Here is a 15,484-nt window from a genome sequence, read left to right on the forward strand (position 1 = left end):
GCTCCTGTTCGGCGCCGCCGCCTGCAGCGCGACCGGCGGTCTGCGCGCCGAGCAGCGCGCCGCCGCCGACGCGTCGGGGGCGGGCGGGACAGCGGTCACCACGCCGCGCTGGACCTTCGCGATGGTCACCCACGCGGGGATGCGCGAGACGGCGCGTGAGGAGCCGGCCCGGATGGGTATCGAGCCGGCCGGCGTGGACCAGCCCATCGGCACGCTCTCGGGTGGCCAGCGGCAGTGTGTCGCCATCGCGCGGGCGGTGCACTTCGGCGCGCGGGTGCTGGTCCTGGACGAGCCGACGGCGGCGCTCGGCGTCAAGCAGTCCGGGGTGGTGCTCACGTACGTCGTCGCCGCGCGTGACGCAGGGCTGGGCGTCGTGCTGATCACGCACAACCCGCACCACGCGTATCTCGTCGGGAATCGCTTTCTGCTGCTCAAGCGGGGCAGGATGGCGGGCGGCGAGGAGCTGGCCGAGCTCCGTCACGAGCTGGACCGCCCGGCGACGCGTGGCAACAACGACGGGACCGGCACGACAGGAATGGACGTCAGTTGAGCAACGAGTACGCCGAGTACGTCCGCAGGACGGCGCTGCGCCTGCCGACCGTCGGTATCGACATCGGCGGCACGAAGATCGCGGCGGGCGTGGTGGACGGCGAGGGCCGCATCCTGGAGCAGATCCGCACGGAGACGCCGGACCGCAGCAAGAGCCCGAAGGTCGTCGAGGACGTCATCACCGAGCTGGTGCTCGCGCTCGCCGACCGCCACGACGTGCACGCGGTGGGCATCGGCGCGGCCGGTTTCGTGGACGCCCAGCGCGCCCGCGTGCTCTTCGCGCCGCACCTGAGCTGGCGCAACGAGCCGCTGCAGGAGGCTCTGAGCGACCGGCTGCGGCTGCCGGTCGTCGTCGAGAACGACGCCAACGCGGCGGCCTGGGCGGAATGGCGCTTCGGCGCGGGCGCGGGGGAGGAGCACCTGGTGATGGTGAACCTCGGCACCGGCATCGGCGGCGCGATCGTGCGGGGTGGGCGACTGGAGCGGGGCCGGTACGGGATGGCGGGGGAGTTCGGCCACATGACGGTCGTTCCGGGCGGACACCGCTGCCCGTGCGGCAACCGGGGCTGCTGGGAGCAGTACTCGTCGGGGAACGCGCTGGTGCGAGAGGCACGGGAGCTCGCGGCGGCCGAATCGCCGGTCGCCCAGCCGCTGTTGGACCGCGTGGACGGTGATGTCTCCGCGATCACGGGCCCGTTGGTGACGGAGGCCGCCCAGGACGGCGACCCCTGCGCGATCGAACTCCTCCAGGAGATCGGCCAGTGGCTCGGCCACGGCCTGGCCAACCTCGCCGCCGCGCTGGACCCTGGCCGCTTCGTCATCGGCGGCGGGGTATCCGCGGCAGGCGAACTCCTGCTCGGCCCCGCCCGCGAGGCCTACCGCCGCAACCTCACTGGCCGCGGCTTCCGCCCGGAGGCCGTCGTCGTCGGCGCCCGCCTCGGCAACACCGCCGGCCTCATCGGCGCCGCGGACCTGGCCCGCGGCCGCGCCCGACGCTTCCGCACGGTAAAGCGCAGCCGCGTCGAACGCGTCCAGCGCACCGAACGGACGGGGGTCGGCCGCCGCCGCGTCCAATGGTGGACCCCGATCGAACGCTGAACTGCGGCTCTGAGCTGTCGCCCGGCTGTGCGGGGGCTTTGGAAGCGGCGGTATGACCGCAAGAAGACGCCGACTGATCGGACCGATGACCTGCGAGAAGGAGCTGTCATACTCGCCCGGAACGTCCACCAAAGGGAGCCCGCACCGTATGAGCATGAACACGATGGAGTGGGCTCTGGTCTGGCTCTACGTCGCGCTGATGGGGATCGCCGGCTGGCTCGCCTGTCGGCCGAGCCGATCTGATCGTGTTCGATCCCGGCGAGTCGCCGCCTTCATGGGCCTGTTCTGCCTCGCGTTCCTCCTCGACAACATGCCGCGTTTGCTGCACCGGTCGCCCGCCGTCGTGCTGACGCTCGCCACGGTCGCGTTCGTGCCGATAACTGTGCTCCTCGTCATGGCCTTCCGGCTGTGGATCCACCACAACAGGACCCGCCGCGCCCCCGGCCGGCACTGAGGAGTCGGGCCCTGGTAGCCAACCCGTCTACCAGGGCGGATGAGTTTTTTCCGTGCCGAAATGCTGACGAAACGTCAGGGCAACGCCACAGGCTCACCTTCCGGTTGGATGCGCGCGGACTGCCGCGTGCAGTCGATCCCGATGGGAGGCACCTCGACGTGATTCCCTATCCCAGTTGGCTCAGTCCGGGCGACAACACGTGGCAGTTGGTGGCCGCCACGCTCGTCGGTCTGATGAGCATCCCCGGTATTGCGATCCTTTACGCGGGGCTGGTGCAGCGCAAGTGGGCTGTGAACACCATGCTCATGGCGTTCAGCGCGTTCTCCATCGTGCTGGTGGCCTGGGTGCTCTACGAGTTCAAGATGAGTTTCGGTGAGCCACTCCATCTCGGCCCCGGCATTCTGCACTCCGCCGTCGGAAAGCCGGGACCGATCACCGGCGCCGGATCGGAGATCGGAAAGGCGAACATCCCACTCGTCAGCGGGACCGGTGCCATGCCGGACTTCAAGTTCCCGCAGTCGACGCTCGCCTATTTCCAGTTCGCCTTCGCCGCGATCACGCCGCTGCTCTTCCTCGGCAGTGTGATCGGGCGGATCAACTTCAAGGCATGGCTGCTCTTCGTGCCGCTCTGGTCCGGCATCGTCTATTCGGTCAACGCCTTTCTGCTCTGGGGCGGCGGCTGGTGGGCGCAGGCCGGAGCGTTGGACTACTCCGGCGGTTACGTCATCCACCTCGCCGCCGGCACCTCCGGGTTCGTCGCTGCGGCCGTGATCGGGCCGAGGCTGGCGAGGGACCGGGCTAAGGCGGTGCCGAACAATCTGCCGATGGTGGCGTGCGGCGCGGGGATCCTCTGGCTCGGGTGGAACGGGTTCAACGGCGGGGACATGTACTTCGGCGGGCAGAACGCCGCCGCCGCTGTGCTGAACACCAACCTGGCCACCGCCGTCGCGCTGCTCACCTGGCTGCTGCTGGACATGTCCTTCGGCCCGCAGCGCAAGCCCACCTTCCTGGGCTCGGTGAACGGCATGATCGTCGGTCTGGTCGCGATCACCCCGGCGGCCGGCTTCGTCACCGGCGTCGGTGCGATCCTGATCGGTCTCATCGCCTCGGCGATCGTCTGGCTCTCCTGGAACAAGCTCAGCAAGCTGAAGTTCATGCGCAAGGTCGACGACGCCCTCGGCGTCGTGCACACGCACGGCGTGGCGGGACTGGTGGGCGGGCTGCTCGTCGGGCTCTTCGCCGATCCGGCGATGGCCGTCTACTACAACAAGGACGGCAGCGTCTCGTCCGTCGCCGGTCTCTTCAACGGCCATGCCAAGCAGTTGCTGCTGCAGTTGGGCGCGGCCGGGACCATCATCGTCTGGGACGCGCTGATGACCTTCGTGATCCTCAAGGCGATCGGGCTCTTCGTCAAACTCCGGGCACCCGACGAGGTGCTGGAGATCGGCGACCTCGCGGTGCACGACGAGGAGGCGTACCCCAGCGAGGAGGGCCTGGCGGCGATCGGAGCGGTGTCGGTGGCGGCGTCGGCCGCCGCGCCCGCCAAGGAACAGGTGGCCGAGCCGGCAGCCGAGCCCTGAGGCGGAGCAGAGCCGTGAAACTGATCAGCGCCGTGCTCCCGGTGGCCGGCTTCGAGCAGGTCCACGAGGCGCTGCGCACTCTGGGGATCCCGGGCGTCACCGTCACCTCGGTGTTCGCCCGGGGTCTCCGGCGGGCCGGGTACGAGGTCTACCGGGGCGCGCGCCGCAGGGTGGAGCTGCACCCGGCCGTGCGGCTCGACGTGGTGACCGCGGACCGGGACGCGGCGGACGTGGTGCAGGTGATTGCTGTTGCGGGCGTCGTCGGCAGGGTTTGGGTCACGCCGGTCGAGCAGGTCGTCCGGATTCGGACGCGGGAGCGGGGTGAGGCCGCCCTGTGAGGGGCTCCGCGCTAGGCTCGCAAGATCGACTGAGTGAACGAGCGAGCGCGCAGTAGAGAAGGAATGCCATGCGACTGACCAAGTTCGACCATGCCTGCGTCCGTCTGGAGCGGGACGGGCAGATCCTCGTCCTGGACCCCGGCAGCTACAGCGACCCGACCGCGATGGACGGAGCGGACGCCGTACTGATCACCCACGAGCACCAGGACCACTTCGACGAGGCCGCACTCCGCGGCGCCGCCGAGGCCAACCCGGGGCTGCGGATCTGGACCAACGGCGCGGTCGCCGCCCAGCTCGACGGGCTCGGCGCGGGCCGGGTGCAGGTCGTCGGCGAGGGTGACGCGTTCACCGCCGCCGGTTTTGAGGTGCAGGCGCACGGCGAATGGCACGCCGTGGTCCACCCGGACTGGCCGGCGGTCCCCAATGTCGGCTTCCTGGTCGACGGGATCTTCCACCCCGGCGACGCGCTGACGGTCCCCGACCAGCCGGTCGAGACGCTGCTGCTGCCCGTCCACGCGCCGTGGTCCAAGCTGGCCGAGGTGGTCGACTACACCAACGCCGTGAGCGCGAAGCGGGCGTACGCGCTGCACGACGCCGGGCTCAGCGAGATCGGCCTCGGCAGCGTCGGCTTCGCGCTGGGCGAGATCGCGCCGAACACCGCCTACACCCGTCTCGCGCCCGGCGCGGCCGTCAACCTCTGAGTACGTCGAAAGCATGTCGAAAGGGTCCGTACCCACCCACCCGGGGAGTACGGACCCTCTCTTGCTCAGGACTCTGCTCAGCCGGCCGTCAGCAGCGGGCGCAGTACGCCGCTCTGGAGCCGGACCACCAGGGGTGGCGCGTAGCGGCGGGCCAGCAGCATCACCGGCAGCGCCACGGCCACGCCGACCAGCAGGCCGACGACCACGTCGTGCGGGTAGTGGGCGCCGACCCAGACGCGGGCGAAGGCCATCAGCAGGGCCAGCGCCGCGGCGATGATCCCCATCGTCCGGTTGACCACCCACAGCGCGGCCGCCGCAGCCGCGGCGATCGTGGCGTGGTTGCTCGGGAAGGACCAGTCGCCCACGCCGGGGCAGGGGTCCACGGTCACCGTGCCCGCGATCGACTGGCAGGGCCTGGCCTCGGTGAAGATGGTCTTGAAGAGGTCGTTGACCACATAGGCCACGACCACCGCCACCGGGACCGCCAGGGCGGTCGCCATCGCGGTGGCACTGCGCGCCTGACGGGCCTGCCACCAGCCCCAGACCATCATCAGGGCGACCAGGCCGAGGCCCAGGGTGGCGTAGAACGAGATCAGGCTGTCGAGCCAGTGCGGGGCGCTCTGTGCCTGGCGGGTGAACCAGGTGTAGAGGCCGCCGTCGATCGACTTGCCGTTCATGGCCAGTTGGCTGAGGGCCGACTGGCTCTGCGCGAGGTTGTTCAAGGTGTCTTACTCCGCGGAGGCGCTGTGCTTACGCGAGCGCAGCAGTTCGAGGGCGATCGGGATGACCGAGATGACCACGATGAGAGCGATGATCGGCAGCAGGTACTTGTCGATGCTCGGGATGCTGGAGCCGAGCGCGTAGCCGGCCAGCGTCACGCCGATGGACCAGATCAGTCCGCCGACGACCTGCCACAGCGTGAAGACCTTGACCGGCACGTTCAGCGCGCCCGCCATCGGGTTCAGCACGGTGCGCACGACCGGGATGAAGCGGGCCAGCACGATCGCCTTGGCGTAGCCGTACTTCGCCAGGATCTCCTCCGCGCGGGCCGCGCCCTGCTGGAGGTGCTTGTTCTTGCTCTTGGCGAGGAGGGTCTTTCCGCCCTTCTGGCCGATCACGTAGCCGACCTGTGCGCCGGCCAGGGCGCCGACCACGGCGCAGGCGAGGACGGCGGCCAGATTCAGGTGGACGCCGTTCTTGCTGGTGGTGCAGAGCAGTCCGGCGGTGAAGAGCAGCGAGTCACCGGGTAGGAAGAACCCGACGAGCAGGCCGGTCTCGGCGAAGAGGATGGCCGCGATGCCCAGCGCACCGAAGGCGGCGAGCAGTGAGTTCGCATCGAGGAGGTTCACCGCGAGCTGGTTCACGGCCGAGGGGTCCGGGGCCATGGCTTGATCCTCCTGCGATAGTGGACTCTGGTTCGTTATCGTCTACATACGTGTAGTCGTTCCGTGCCACTGTAGTGGATGGAACCTGTGATTCCGAAGGCAACGACGCGTGCGATCGGTAAGAGCGTGTGGTCGGTGAGAGAGGCGGCGACGGCATGGATGCGGCGGGGCATCGGCGCCACCCGGGCGAGCTGGAGTCCGGGGTGCTGACCGTGCTGTGGGGGGCGGCGGAGCCGCTGACTCCGGTGGAGATCCAGCGTGCGCTCGGTGGGGGCCTGGCGCGGACGACGGTGAACACGATTCTGTCCCGTCTGCACGAGAAGGGCATGGTCGAGCGCACGCGCAGCGGCCGGGCCTTCGCTTACGCCCCCGCGCGCGAGGCGCGCGACGCGCCGGGCCTGGCGGCCCGCCGGATGCGTTCGGAGCTGGAGAAGGAGCAGGACCGCGAGGCCGTGCTGGCCCGCTTCGTCTCCGGCCTCAGCGGCGAGGACGAGGAACACCTGCGTCGCCTGCTCGGTTCGTAGGGCGTGTGCCGTGCCGTGCCGCGGCTGACGCGTCGGCGATGATGGGCGCATGGCATTCAGCACCCGCACCATCCAGCTGACCACCGGTCACCGCGAGGCGGCCGTCGATCTGACGGACCGTTGTGAGAGCTTCCTCGCCGAGGTCGCGCCCGGCGCCGACGGGCTGCTCAACGTGTTCGTGCCGCATGCCACCGCCGGCGTCGCTGTGATCGAGACGGGGGCGGGGAGCGACGACGACCTGCTGGCCGCGCTGCGCACGCTGCTGCCCGCGGACGACCGGTGGCGGCACCGCCACGGCTCGCCCGGTCACGGCAGGGACCACGTCCTGCCGGGGTTGGTGGCTCCGCACGCGACGCTGCCGGTCGTCGGCGGGCGTCCGGCGCTCGGGACCTGGCAGTCGATCGTGCTGATCGACACGAACGTGGACAACCCCACCAGGACCGTCCGCTTCTCCTACCTCGGCTGACACACCCTCACCACGCCTGGGCCCGCCGATCTGACGAATCTTCAGTCTTTCGTGTCAATCGGTGGCATGGACACTTCCCTGTCGGGTTACTCGCTGGTACACAAGTGTGGACGCGCGTCGAACTGTGCCCCACCTCACAGTCGTGCACCACCACGTAGCAGTGGAGGTTCCATGCGCATGCCCGGATCTGCGCTCAAACGACTCATCGCCACCGCCTTCGCCACCGCGGCGCTGGCCGCCGGCGCCCTCGCCGTCGCCCCCGGCGCGCAGGCGTCCTCCGGCGGGTACGTCGCCCTGGGCGACTCCTACTCCTCCGGCGTCGGCAGCGGCAGCTACATCTCTTCCAGCGGGTCCTGCTACCGCAGCACGCTCGCCTACCCCTACCTGTGGCAGCAGGCGCACGCGCCGTCCAGCTTCGGCTTCGTCGCCTGCAGCGGGGCGACCACGACGGACGTGCTCAACAACCAGATCTCGGCGCTGAGCAGCGGCACCACCGAGGTCAGCATCACCATCGGCGGCAACGACGCGGGCTTCTCGCCGACCATGCAGACCTGCGTGCTGCAGGGCACCAGCGCCTGCCTGAGCGCCGTCGCGACGGCGGAGAACTACATCAACACCCAGCTGGCGTCCCGGCTCGACGCGGTGTACTCGGCGATCCGGTCGCACGCACCCAACGCCCACGTCGTGGTGCTGGACTACCCGCACCTCTACGAGGTGCCCGGCAGCTGCTGGTTCGGCATAAGCGACACCAGCCGCACGGCGATCAACGGCGCGGCCGACGACCTGGCGACGGTGACCGCCAAGGAGGTCGCCAAGTACGGGTACAGCTTCGGCGACGTGCGCGACGCCTTCTCCGGCCACGAGATCTGCTCGGGCGACTCCTGGCTCCACAGCACCACCTGGCCGATATACGAGTCGTACCACCCCACCTCCTCCGGCCAGTCCGGCGGCTACCTCCCGGTGTTCAGCGCGAACGCGTAAGGCAGCGACCGTCAGTGATCCGATAATGGGTGCATGACGTCAGATCAGCACGAGCCGCTCGTCCACCACGTCGAGCTGTGGATGGACGACCTGGCCCTCGCCGAGCGTGAGTGGGGGCCGGTGCTGACCGCCCTCGGCTGCGAGCCGTTCCAGCACTGGGAGAACGGCCGCAGCTGGCGGCGGGGCGGCAGCTATGTGGTGATCGAGCAGTCGCCGGCACTCCGGCCCGGAGGGCACGACCGGCTCCGGGCCGGCATCAACCACCTCGCGCTGCGCGGGCCGAAGCCGGCGGTGCTCAGCGCCGCGCTCGCCGCGGGCTGGCGGCAGCGGGTCGACACCGGCACGGCCGTCCACCTCCTCGACGGCCAGGGCTTCGAGCTCGAGGTCGTCTACGACGAAGAGGTCTCCGGTCAGACGGACGAGTCCGCGGTGGCGTAGAGCGCCTCGATGTCCGCTGCGCAGTAGCGGGCGATCGCGCGGCGGCGGAGCTTGAGCGAGGGGGTCAGCAGGCCCTCCTGTTCGGTGAAGTCCGTGGCCAGGATCCTGAAGGCGCGGATCGACTCGGCGCGGGAGACGGCGGTGTTGGCGCCGAGGACCGCGCGTTGCAGTTCGGTGTGGATCTCCGGGTCGCGCGCGGCCTCCTCCGCCGTGAGCGGGGCGCGGCCGTGGAGGCGGAGCCAGTGCTCGACGGCCTCCGCGTCCAGGGTGATCAGCGCGCCGATGAACGGACGGTCGTCCCCGACGAGCAGGCAGTGCGCCACCAGCGGATGGATCCGGACCCGGTCCTCCAGGAGGACGGGTGCCACGCTCTTGCCGCCGCTGGTGACGATGATCTCCTTCTTGCGGCCGGTGATCCGCAGGTAGCCCTGCGCGTCCAGATGGCCGAGGTCGCCGGTGGCGAGCCAGCCGCCGCGCAGCGAACTCGCCGTCGCCTCATGGTCGTTGTGGTAGCCGTGGAAGACCTGGCCGCCGGAGAGCCAGACCTCGCCGTCCTCGGCGATCAGCACGCTGGTGCCCGGGATCGGCTGGCCGACCGTGCCGAAGCGGGGGCGGTCCGGCGGGTTGGCGGTAGCGGCGGCGGTGGTCTCGGTGAGCCCGTAGCCCTCGATCACGGTGACGCCAGCGCCCTGGAAGAAGAGCGCCTGTTCGCGGCTCATCGCAGAACCGCCCGACATCGCGTAGCGCACGCGGCCGCCGAGCACCGCGCGCACCTTGCCGTAGACCAGGGTCTCGTACAGCTGGTGCTGCATCCGCAGCGCCGCCGACGGGCCGGGACCCTCGTCGAAGGCGTGCCGCTCCAGCGCGGTCGCGTAGCGGACGGCGGCCGCGTGGGCCTTCTCGAACACCGCTGCGCGGCCGGACTCCTGGGCCCGCTGCCGGGCGCGTTGCACCAGCTTTTCGAAGATGTAGGGGACGGCGAGCAGAAAGGTCGGCTGGAAGGAGGCGAGCGCGGGCAGCAGTTCGCCGGGCGACAGGCTCGGTTCGTGGCCGAGCCTGACGCCGGCGCGCAGCGAGGCGACCTGGATCATCCGGCCGAAGACGTGCGCGAGCGGCAGGAAGAGCAGGGTGGAGGGCTGCTCGCCGGCCTTGTTGCTGAACACGGATGCGTAGCGGGCGAGCAGGTTGTCCGACTCGGCCATGAAGTTGCCGTGCGTGAGCACGCAGCCCTTGGGGCGGCCGGTGGTGCCGGAGGTGTAGATGAGGGTGGCCACCGTGTCCGCGCCGACGGCCTGGCGGTGGCGCAGGATCACCTCGTCGTCCACGGACCGGCCCGCGTAGGTGAGTTGCTTGAGCGCGCCCGCGTCGAGCTGCCAGATCATGCGCAGATGCGGCAGCCCGTCGCAGACGGATCCGACGGTCATCGCATGATCCTCGTGCTCGACGACGCAGGCCACGGCCTGCGAGTCGGCGAGGATCCAGCGCAGCTGGTCGGCGGAGGAGGTCGGGTAGACGGGGACGGGCTGCGCGCCGATGGACCAGAGGGCGTAGTCCAGCACGGTCCACTCGTAGCGGGTGCGCGACATCAGCGCGACCCGGTCGCCGAAGCGGACACCCTGGTGCAGCAGGCCCTTGGCGAGGGCCAGCACCTCGTCCCTGAACCGCGCGGCCGATACGTCGACCCACTCGGACGTGCCCGCGCCGCCGAGCCCGCCGCCGGTCCGCCGGGCCAGGACCGGATGGTCCGGCGTGGATTCCGCGGTGCGGTAGACGGACTCGGCCAGCCCCTCGGTACGCGGAGACCTGGCCAAGGCCGGAACACTGAATTCGCGCACGTGGCTCCCTCTTCCGCCCCCCGGGCCGGAGGAGACCACGGCCGCTGCGGTGGGGCACGTGGACATCGCAAGTTACCTGACGGAAACTTGCGCGGCCATAGCGCCCGGCCGCCTTCACAGGAGTTCCACGCGTCAGACGCACCCGCCGTACACCAACCGCTGGTGGTGACAGGTGATTTGGCTGATGTGCCTGGTTTGTCCGAGCTCCCTGGGCAAAGGAGGGGGTGATGGTGCGGGCGACAGTCGAACTGGCGCTCTTGCAAGTAGTAGAGTCGCCGCGATTCTGCCGGGCCCTGAGAGGAATCCATGCGCTTCCGCCGCAGATCCATCCGCGCGAAGATCACCGCGCTGCTCCTGGTGCCGCTCACCGCGCTGACCGGCCTGTGGGCCTACACGTCCGCGCTGTCGGTCAGCCAGGTCTGGGGCCTGGTCCAGGTCAGTGCCGAGTACCGCTGGTTCGGGACGCCGGCCGACACTCTGTCACGGGCCCTGCAGGACGAGCGCCGGGTGGCCGTGGCCTTCGCCGCCTCGAGGATGAAGCCCGGCACCGTGCCGAGCGCCGCGGACCTCGCACCGCTGCGCGCGGTCGAGGCGAAGACGGACGCGGCAGCGGCGGTGTTCGAGGCGCGTGCGAAGGATCCGGGGCACCGCGGCGATCTGAATGCGGCCGAGACGGCGACGCTGCAGGACGTCCAGGGGCAGCTGACCAGGCTCGACGGCGAGCGTGCCGTCGTCGAGCAGCGCTACACCGACTGGTACAGCGTCTACATCTGGTACACGAGTCTCCAGGACCCGTTCTTCACCTTCCGGCTGCAGCTCAGCGACATCTCCGGCGGCGATCTGGCCCGCAACGCGCAGAACCTGATCGAACTGGTCCGGGCCCGCGAGTACATCTCACGCGAGGACGCGCTCCAGGAGGGCGCGCACTACCAGGGGAAGCTGAGCCAGGCCGAGTTCCAGGAACTGCTCGCGACCGGTGCGACCGAGCAGCTGCTGTTCCGGGTCCACTATTCCGAGCTGCCCGCGCCGATCGCCGCCCTCTACCACCCGTTCACCGAGGGCTCCTACTACTTCGAGCTGAACACGCTCGAGGGCCTCACCTCCGGGCTCGGCGAGGCCGATCTGGCCGGCCGGATGGACTACCCGCAGTGGCGTGAGACCGCGGACCAGGTGCTGGCCCAGCTCAGCTCGATCAACCAGCAGGCCGCCACCATGGCCGGTCAGCAGGCCCAGGACTACGCGATCGGCGTGATCCGGAACGACGCCTTCGCCGGCATCGGCGGTCTGCTGGCGGTCCTGGCCACCGTCTTCATCTCACTCAGGATCGGTCGGCGCCTGGTCAGGGAGCTGGTCGGCCTGCGGGACGGCGCCTTCGAACTCGCCGGGGTACGGCTGCCGACCGTGATGCAGAGGCTGCGCGACGGCGAGAAGGTCGACGTCGCGGTGGAGGCCCCGCCGCTCATCTGGCCCGGCGGCGGCACTGGATCCGGTGACGCAACCACGCACGACGAGCTCTCCCAGCTCGGCCGGGCGTTCAACGCCGTGCAGCGGGCCGCCATCGAGGCCGCGGTCGAGCAGGCGGAGCTGCGTCGCGGCATCGCGGCGGTCTTCGTCAACCTCGCCCGCCGCAGCCAGGCGCTGCTGCACCGGCAGCTCTCGCTGCTCGACGAGATGGAGCGCCGCGCGGAGGAGCCCGGCGAGCTGGAGGACCTCTTCAAGCTCGACCACCTCACCACCCGCATGCGCCGCCACGCAGAGGGCCTGATCATCCTCTCGGGCGCGGCGCCCGGCCGTTCCTGGCGGCGGCCGGTGCGGATCCTGGACGTGGTCCGCGCGGGCGTCGGCGAGATCGAGGACTACGCGCGGGTCCGGGTGCACCGGATGCCGCCGGTCGCCGTGGTCGGCGCGGCCGTGTCCGACCTGGTCCATCTGCTCGCCGAACTCGTCGAGAACGCCACGGTCTTCTCGCCCCCGCACACGCAGGTCAGGATCCAGGGCGAGGAGGTCGCGAACGGCTTCGTGCTGGAGATCGACGACCGCGGCCTGGGCATGGGCGACGAGGCGCTCTTCGCCGCCAACGACCGGCTCGCGACCGGGGGCGACTTCGACCTCGGCGACACCGACCGGCTCGGCCTCTTCGTGGTCAGCCGACTGGCGTCGCGCCACCAGATCCGGGTCTCGCTGCGCCGCTCGCCCTACGGCGGCACCACGGCCGTGGTGCTGCTGCCGCGCGAGCTGCTCACGCCCGCCCCGCCGCGACCCGGCGACGCGGACGCGTCCGGCGAGCATGTCGCGCCCGCGCAGCTGACCCGGATCCCGCGCGACCCGGGCCTCCAGCAGCGCCGCCGTACGGACGTCGTCCGGGTCGGCCCCCCGACCGGCCGGCACCGCGCCGAGCAGGCCGCGGCCGAGGCGGCGGCCTACGCCGCGCAGCAGGGCGGCCCGCGCCCGCACACGCCGGACGAGGGCCTCAGCAGCGGCGGCCTCCCGCTCCGCCGCCCGCAGCGGGCACTGCCGGCCGCGCCCGCGTCGTCGCCCGTGTCCCAGCCGCCGTCTCCGCGTCAGGAGGTGCTGGACGACGACGTCCTGGCCGAGGAACTGCTGTCCGACGCGCTGTTCTCGGACGAGCGGCTGCCCGGGGGGATCACCTCCGAGGTGGCGGTTCCGGCGTTGCCGAGGCGGGTGCGGCAGGCGAACCTGGCGCCGCAGCTGCGGCGGACGGCGGAAGGCACGTCGGCGTCGGCGGGGCCGGACTCCGGCGGCGGGGAGCGCGCAGAGCGCACGCCCGAGCAGGCGCGGGCCACCTTCGCCTCGTTCCAGCGCGGCCTCTCGCGCGGACGCGAGGAACAGCGCGACCAGAACCACCGGCACGACCGGAACGATCAGCACGATCAGCACGCGGCGACAAATGATCCGACTTCGGAGGGAACCACCCGATGACAGCCACGACGAAGCCTTCCGGAGACCTGAACTGGCTCCTGGACGACATGGTCCGTCGCGTGCCGGCCATCCGCCACGCCGTCGTGCTCTCCGGGGACGGGCTGGCCACCGGCGCGTCGGGGGAGCTGGCGCGCGAGGACACCGAGCACCTGGCCGCCGTCGCCTCGGGTTTCCACAGCCTGGCGAAGGGCGCCAGCCGCCACTTCGAGGTGGGCGAGGTCCGGCAGACCATGGTCGAGCTCGACCAGGCCTTCCTCTTCGTCACGGCCGCGGGTGACGGCAGCTGCCTGGCGGTCCTCAGCGAGGCGGACTCCGACGTGGGCCTGATCGCCTACGAGATGGCGTTGCTCGTCCGGCGGGTCGGTGAGCACCTCGGCACCGAGCCGCGGGCGTCGGCGTCGGCGGGGTGAGCCCGATGAGGGGGGACGGGGGCAGCGGCGGCTTCGACGGCACGGACAGCTCGGACGACGCTGCGGATGACTACGCGGACTTCGGCGCGGACGACTACGCCGACGACCCCGAACTGGCGCAGCTGGTGCGCCCTTACACGCTGACCCGTGGGCGCACCCGGCACACCGGGCCCGAGCCCTTCGACGTGGTCACCCAGATCAGCGCCGTGCCGCAGGACCCGACCATGGTGGACGAGGACGTCCAGGACCCCGAGCACGAGGCCATCCTGGAGCTGGTGCGGCACCGTCCGCTGTCCGTGGCGGAGGTGGCGGCGGACCTGGATCTGCCGCTGGGGGTCGTCCGGATTCTGCTGGGCGACCTGCTGGGGGCGGAACTGATCCACGTCACCCGCCCGGTGCCGGCGGCGCAGCTGCCGGACGTGGCGGTGCTCCGAGAGGTCATCCTGGGTCTGCGCGCGCTCTGACGCGCACGCCGACCCCTGCCGGGCACGCCGACCCCTGACGGGCATTCGAGCGCCGGTCCGGTGTTCGGCGTTCCGCAGCCCGGTCGGGTCAATCGAGGCCCGGGATCCGTACCAGCCGTGTCCGGTGGGCAGCTTCGGCCCATGGAGCCACGGATCTGTCCGCCGCCGCCCGTTCCCGTCGTACCGCCGCCGCGTCCGGGGCTGCCGCACTCGCCGCCGCAGCCGCCGCACTTCCCGGCGCCCCCGCGCTGCGCCCACGTCCACCCGCGACCGCCGCTGCCGCCCGCGCCGCCGCCGCACCATGTCATGCGGCAGGTGGTTGTCGTGCCGCCCACGCCCACCCCGGTCGCCCACACCCATGCCGCCACCGCCGTGCCCCGGCCGCTGCCGGAGGTCGCCGTCCCGGCGGGCTCGGCCGCGCCCGAGGCGGCGTTCGTCTACGTCGCGATCACGATTCCCGCTCTGGTCGCCGCCGGGGCGGGCGCTTTCAACCACGTGCTGGGAAGGGGACGTTGATGGGCCTGGGGTTTCTCGCCGCCGCCGTGGTCGGCGCACTGCTCGCGGTGCTCGTGCTCGCCTCGTTCGGGCGTACGGTCCGCTCGCGCGAGGGCACCTTCTCGGGAGGCGCGCTGGGTTTCCTCGGCTCCGCCTCGCTCTCCTCCTTCGTGCTGATCGCCGCGTTCCTGATCGCCGGCTCGTGGGCCAACCTCAACACCGCGCGCGGCCACACACTCGACGAGTCGCGGGCGCTCAACGCCGCCTACACGGACGCCGACGCGCACACCCGGCCACTGCTGCGCGGCTACGTCACCTCGGTCATCGACTCCGAGTGGGCCACCATGACCAAGGGCCAGGCCAGCCCCGTCTCCTGGCAGCGGCTGGACACCGTCAGGGCGCAGGTCCTGGCGGAACCCGCATCGGCGGCGCGGGAGCAGGAGCTGAGCGACATCAACGGCGTGTACACCGCGCGGCAGATCCGGCTCGCCGACAGCTCGGCGACGATGCCGTGGCCGCTGTATCCGGCGCTGATCTGCACCGGCCTGCTGGTGCTGCTCTACGCCCCGATCGCCGGGCTCACCTTCCACAAACGCGAGTCGGTGGCGCTCGGGCTGGTCGGGGCGGTGGTCGGCTTCGGCATCTGGATGGTGCTGCACATGACGCACCCCTACACGGGGCCGGTGCACGTGACTCCGGCCGCCTACACCCAGAGCCTGGTCCGCTTCCAGCAGCTGGCGGCGGCGCACGGCGGCACGGTCGTGACGGCGGCCGGGTGACACAGCCGGCCGGTGACACGGCCGGCCGGTGACGCTGCTGAGACGGC

Annotated in this window: 17 protein-coding genes and 1 pseudogene; 15 read left to right on the forward strand and 3 right to left on the reverse strand. The window is 71.2% G+C overall.

Annotated elements, in window-relative coordinates; translation table 11 throughout:
* Positions 1–85: 85 nt before the first annotated feature.
* The 6 genes and pseudogenes from ABIA32_RS18680 to ABIA32_RS18705 all read left to right on the forward strand — a co-directional run.
* Positions 86–550: pseudogene (locus ABIA32_RS18680) on the forward strand (ATP-binding cassette domain-containing protein); the annotation flags it as partial.
* Positions 547–1,647, forward strand: coding sequence for an ROK family glucokinase (locus ABIA32_RS18685; RefSeq protein WP_370096524.1), 1,101 nt, complete (start codon positions 547–549; stop codon positions 1,645–1,647). The pseudogene ABIA32_RS18680 and the gene ABIA32_RS18685, both read left to right, overlap by 4 nt.
* A 148-nt stretch (positions 1,648–1,795) precedes the next feature.
* Complete coding sequence (locus ABIA32_RS18690; RefSeq protein WP_370096526.1) at positions 1,796–2,101, forward strand: hypothetical protein; 306 nt, start codon at positions 1,796–1,798, stop codon at positions 2,099–2,101.
* 158 nt (positions 2,102–2,259) lie between these two features.
* Entirely contained in the window at positions 2,260–3,681 is a 1,422-nt protein-coding gene (locus ABIA32_RS18695) for an ammonium transporter (RefSeq protein WP_370096528.1), read from the forward strand.
* 14 nt (positions 3,682–3,695) lie between these two features.
* On the forward strand, positions 3,696–4,019 hold the full coding sequence (locus tag ABIA32_RS18700) for a P-II family nitrogen regulator (protein ID WP_370096530.1): 324 nt from the start codon (positions 3,696–3,698) through the stop codon (positions 4,017–4,019).
* A gap of 68 nt (positions 4,020–4,087) precedes the next feature.
* Positions 4,088–4,720 carry an MBL fold metallo-hydrolase gene (locus ABIA32_RS18705; protein ID WP_370096532.1) on the forward strand — a complete coding sequence of 211 codons (633 nt, stop codon included), beginning with the start codon at positions 4,088–4,090 and terminating at the stop codon, positions 4,718–4,720.
* A 77-nt stretch (positions 4,721–4,797) separates the two neighbouring features.
* Here the strand turns inward: ABIA32_RS18705 and ABIA32_RS18710 are convergent, their stop codons facing one another.
* Together ABIA32_RS18710 and ABIA32_RS18715 are read right to left on the reverse strand one after the other, a co-directional pair.
* Positions 4,798–5,442, reverse strand: coding sequence for a phosphatase PAP2 family protein (locus tag ABIA32_RS18710; RefSeq protein ID WP_370096534.1), 645 nt, complete (start codon positions 5,440–5,442; stop codon positions 4,798–4,800).
* A 6-nt stretch (positions 5,443–5,448) separates the two neighbouring features.
* Positions 5,449–6,105: a DedA family protein gene (locus tag ABIA32_RS18715; RefSeq protein ID WP_370096536.1), complete on the reverse strand. Its 657-nt coding sequence runs from the start codon at positions 6,103–6,105 to the stop codon at positions 5,449–5,451.
* A gap of 155 nt (positions 6,106–6,260) precedes the next feature.
* Between ABIA32_RS18715 and ABIA32_RS18720 the strand changes: the two genes are divergently transcribed.
* The 4 genes from ABIA32_RS18720 to ABIA32_RS18735 all read left to right on the forward strand — a co-directional run bounded on the left by ABIA32_RS18720 (position 6,261) and on the right by ABIA32_RS18735 (position 8,514).
* Positions 6,261–6,629 (forward strand): BlaI/MecI/CopY family transcriptional regulator, encoded by a 369-nt coding sequence (locus ABIA32_RS18720; protein ID WP_370096538.1) that lies wholly within the window; start codon positions 6,261–6,263, stop codon positions 6,627–6,629.
* Between the two features lie 49 nt (positions 6,630–6,678).
* Complete coding sequence (locus ABIA32_RS18725; protein ID WP_370096540.1) at positions 6,679–7,095, forward strand: YjbQ family protein; 417 nt, start codon at positions 6,679–6,681, stop codon at positions 7,093–7,095.
* Between the two features lie 177 nt (positions 7,096–7,272).
* Positions 7,273–8,076, forward strand: a complete 804-nt coding sequence (locus tag ABIA32_RS18730) for an SGNH/GDSL hydrolase family protein (protein ID WP_370096542.1) — start codon at positions 7,273–7,275, stop codon at positions 8,074–8,076.
* Between the two features lie 33 nt (positions 8,077–8,109).
* A complete protein-coding gene (locus tag ABIA32_RS18735; RefSeq protein ID WP_370096544.1) occupies positions 8,110–8,514 on the forward strand; it encodes a glyoxalase in 405 nt (134 codons plus the stop codon).
* Here ABIA32_RS18735 and ABIA32_RS18740 read toward each other — a convergent pair.
* Positions 8,487–10,349: a long-chain fatty acid--CoA ligase gene (locus ABIA32_RS18740; protein ID WP_370096546.1), complete on the reverse strand. Its 1,863-nt coding sequence runs from the start codon at positions 10,347–10,349 to the stop codon at positions 8,487–8,489. The two genes, ABIA32_RS18735 and ABIA32_RS18740, sit on opposite strands and share 28 nt — an antisense overlap.
* Before the next feature lie 306 nt (positions 10,350–10,655).
* Between ABIA32_RS18740 and ABIA32_RS18745 the strand changes: the two genes are divergently transcribed.
* From ABIA32_RS18745 to ABIA32_RS18765, 5 genes are all read left to right on the forward strand, one after another.
* Positions 10,656–13,289, forward strand: coding sequence for a nitrate- and nitrite sensing domain-containing protein (locus tag ABIA32_RS18745; RefSeq protein ID WP_370096548.1), 2,634 nt, complete (start codon positions 10,656–10,658; stop codon positions 13,287–13,289).
* Positions 13,286–13,699 carry a roadblock/LC7 domain-containing protein gene (locus ABIA32_RS18750; protein ID WP_370096550.1) on the forward strand — a complete coding sequence of 138 codons (414 nt, stop codon included), beginning with the start codon at positions 13,286–13,288 and terminating at the stop codon, positions 13,697–13,699. The genes ABIA32_RS18745 and ABIA32_RS18750 overlap by 4 nt, the downstream gene beginning before the upstream one ends.
* 5 nt (positions 13,700–13,704) lie before the next feature.
* Positions 13,705–14,163: a DUF742 domain-containing protein gene (locus ABIA32_RS18755; RefSeq protein ID WP_370096552.1), complete on the forward strand. Its 459-nt coding sequence runs from the start codon at positions 13,705–13,707 to the stop codon at positions 14,161–14,163.
* Positions 14,164–14,304: 141 nt separating this feature from the next.
* Positions 14,305–14,679 carry a hypothetical protein gene (locus ABIA32_RS18760; protein WP_370096554.1) on the forward strand — a complete coding sequence of 125 codons (375 nt, stop codon included), beginning with the start codon at positions 14,305–14,307 and terminating at the stop codon, positions 14,677–14,679.
* Positions 14,679–15,437 (forward strand): hypothetical protein, encoded by a 759-nt coding sequence (locus tag ABIA32_RS18765; RefSeq protein ID WP_370096556.1) that lies wholly within the window; start codon positions 14,679–14,681, stop codon positions 15,435–15,437. The genes ABIA32_RS18760 and ABIA32_RS18765 overlap by 1 nt, the downstream gene beginning before the upstream one ends.
* Positions 15,438–15,484: the final 47 nt, after the last annotated feature.

It is taken from the genome of Streptacidiphilus sp. MAP12-20, from assembly GCF_041262525.1.
In the GTDB taxonomy this organism is placed as follows: Bacteria; Actinomycetota; Actinomycetes; order Streptomycetales; family Streptomycetaceae; genus Streptacidiphilus.

Bases quoted from the DNA above. Each gene is read 5' to 3' on its own strand.
- ABIA32_RS18690 (WP_370096526.1), top strand. From the start codon at position 1,796: ATGAGCATGAACACGATGGAGTGGGCTCTGGTCTGGCTCTACGTCGCG.
- ABIA32_RS18705 (WP_370096532.1), top strand. From the start codon at position 4,088: ATGCGACTGACCAAGTTCGACCATGCCTGCGTCCGTCTGGAGCGGGAC.
- ABIA32_RS18715 (WP_370096536.1), bottom strand. From the start codon at position 6,105: ATGGCCCCGGACCCCTCGGCCGTGAACCAGCTCGCGGTGAACCTCCTC.
- ABIA32_RS18720 (WP_370096538.1), top strand. From the start codon at position 6,261: ATGGATGCGGCGGGGCATCGGCGCCACCCGGGCGAGCTGGAGTCCGGG.
- ABIA32_RS18725 (WP_370096540.1), top strand. From the start codon at position 6,679: ATGGCATTCAGCACCCGCACCATCCAGCTGACCACCGGTCACCGCGAG.
- ABIA32_RS18730 (WP_370096542.1), top strand. From the start codon at position 7,273: ATGCCCGGATCTGCGCTCAAACGACTCATCGCCACCGCCTTCGCCACC.
- ABIA32_RS18735 (WP_370096544.1), top strand. From the start codon at position 8,110: ATGACGTCAGATCAGCACGAGCCGCTCGTCCACCACGTCGAGCTGTGG.
- ABIA32_RS18745 (WP_370096548.1), top strand. From the start codon at position 10,656: ATGCGCTTCCGCCGCAGATCCATCCGCGCGAAGATCACCGCGCTGCTC.
- ABIA32_RS18750 (WP_370096550.1), top strand. From the start codon at position 13,286: ATGACAGCCACGACGAAGCCTTCCGGAGACCTGAACTGGCTCCTGGAC.
- ABIA32_RS18755 (WP_370096552.1), top strand. From the start codon at position 13,705: ATGAGGGGGGACGGGGGCAGCGGCGGCTTCGACGGCACGGACAGCTCG.
- ABIA32_RS18760 (WP_370096554.1), top strand. From the start codon at position 14,305: ATGGAGCCACGGATCTGTCCGCCGCCGCCCGTTCCCGTCGTACCGCCG.
- ABIA32_RS18765 (WP_370096556.1), top strand. From the start codon at position 14,679: ATGGGCCTGGGGTTTCTCGCCGCCGCCGTGGTCGGCGCACTGCTCGCG.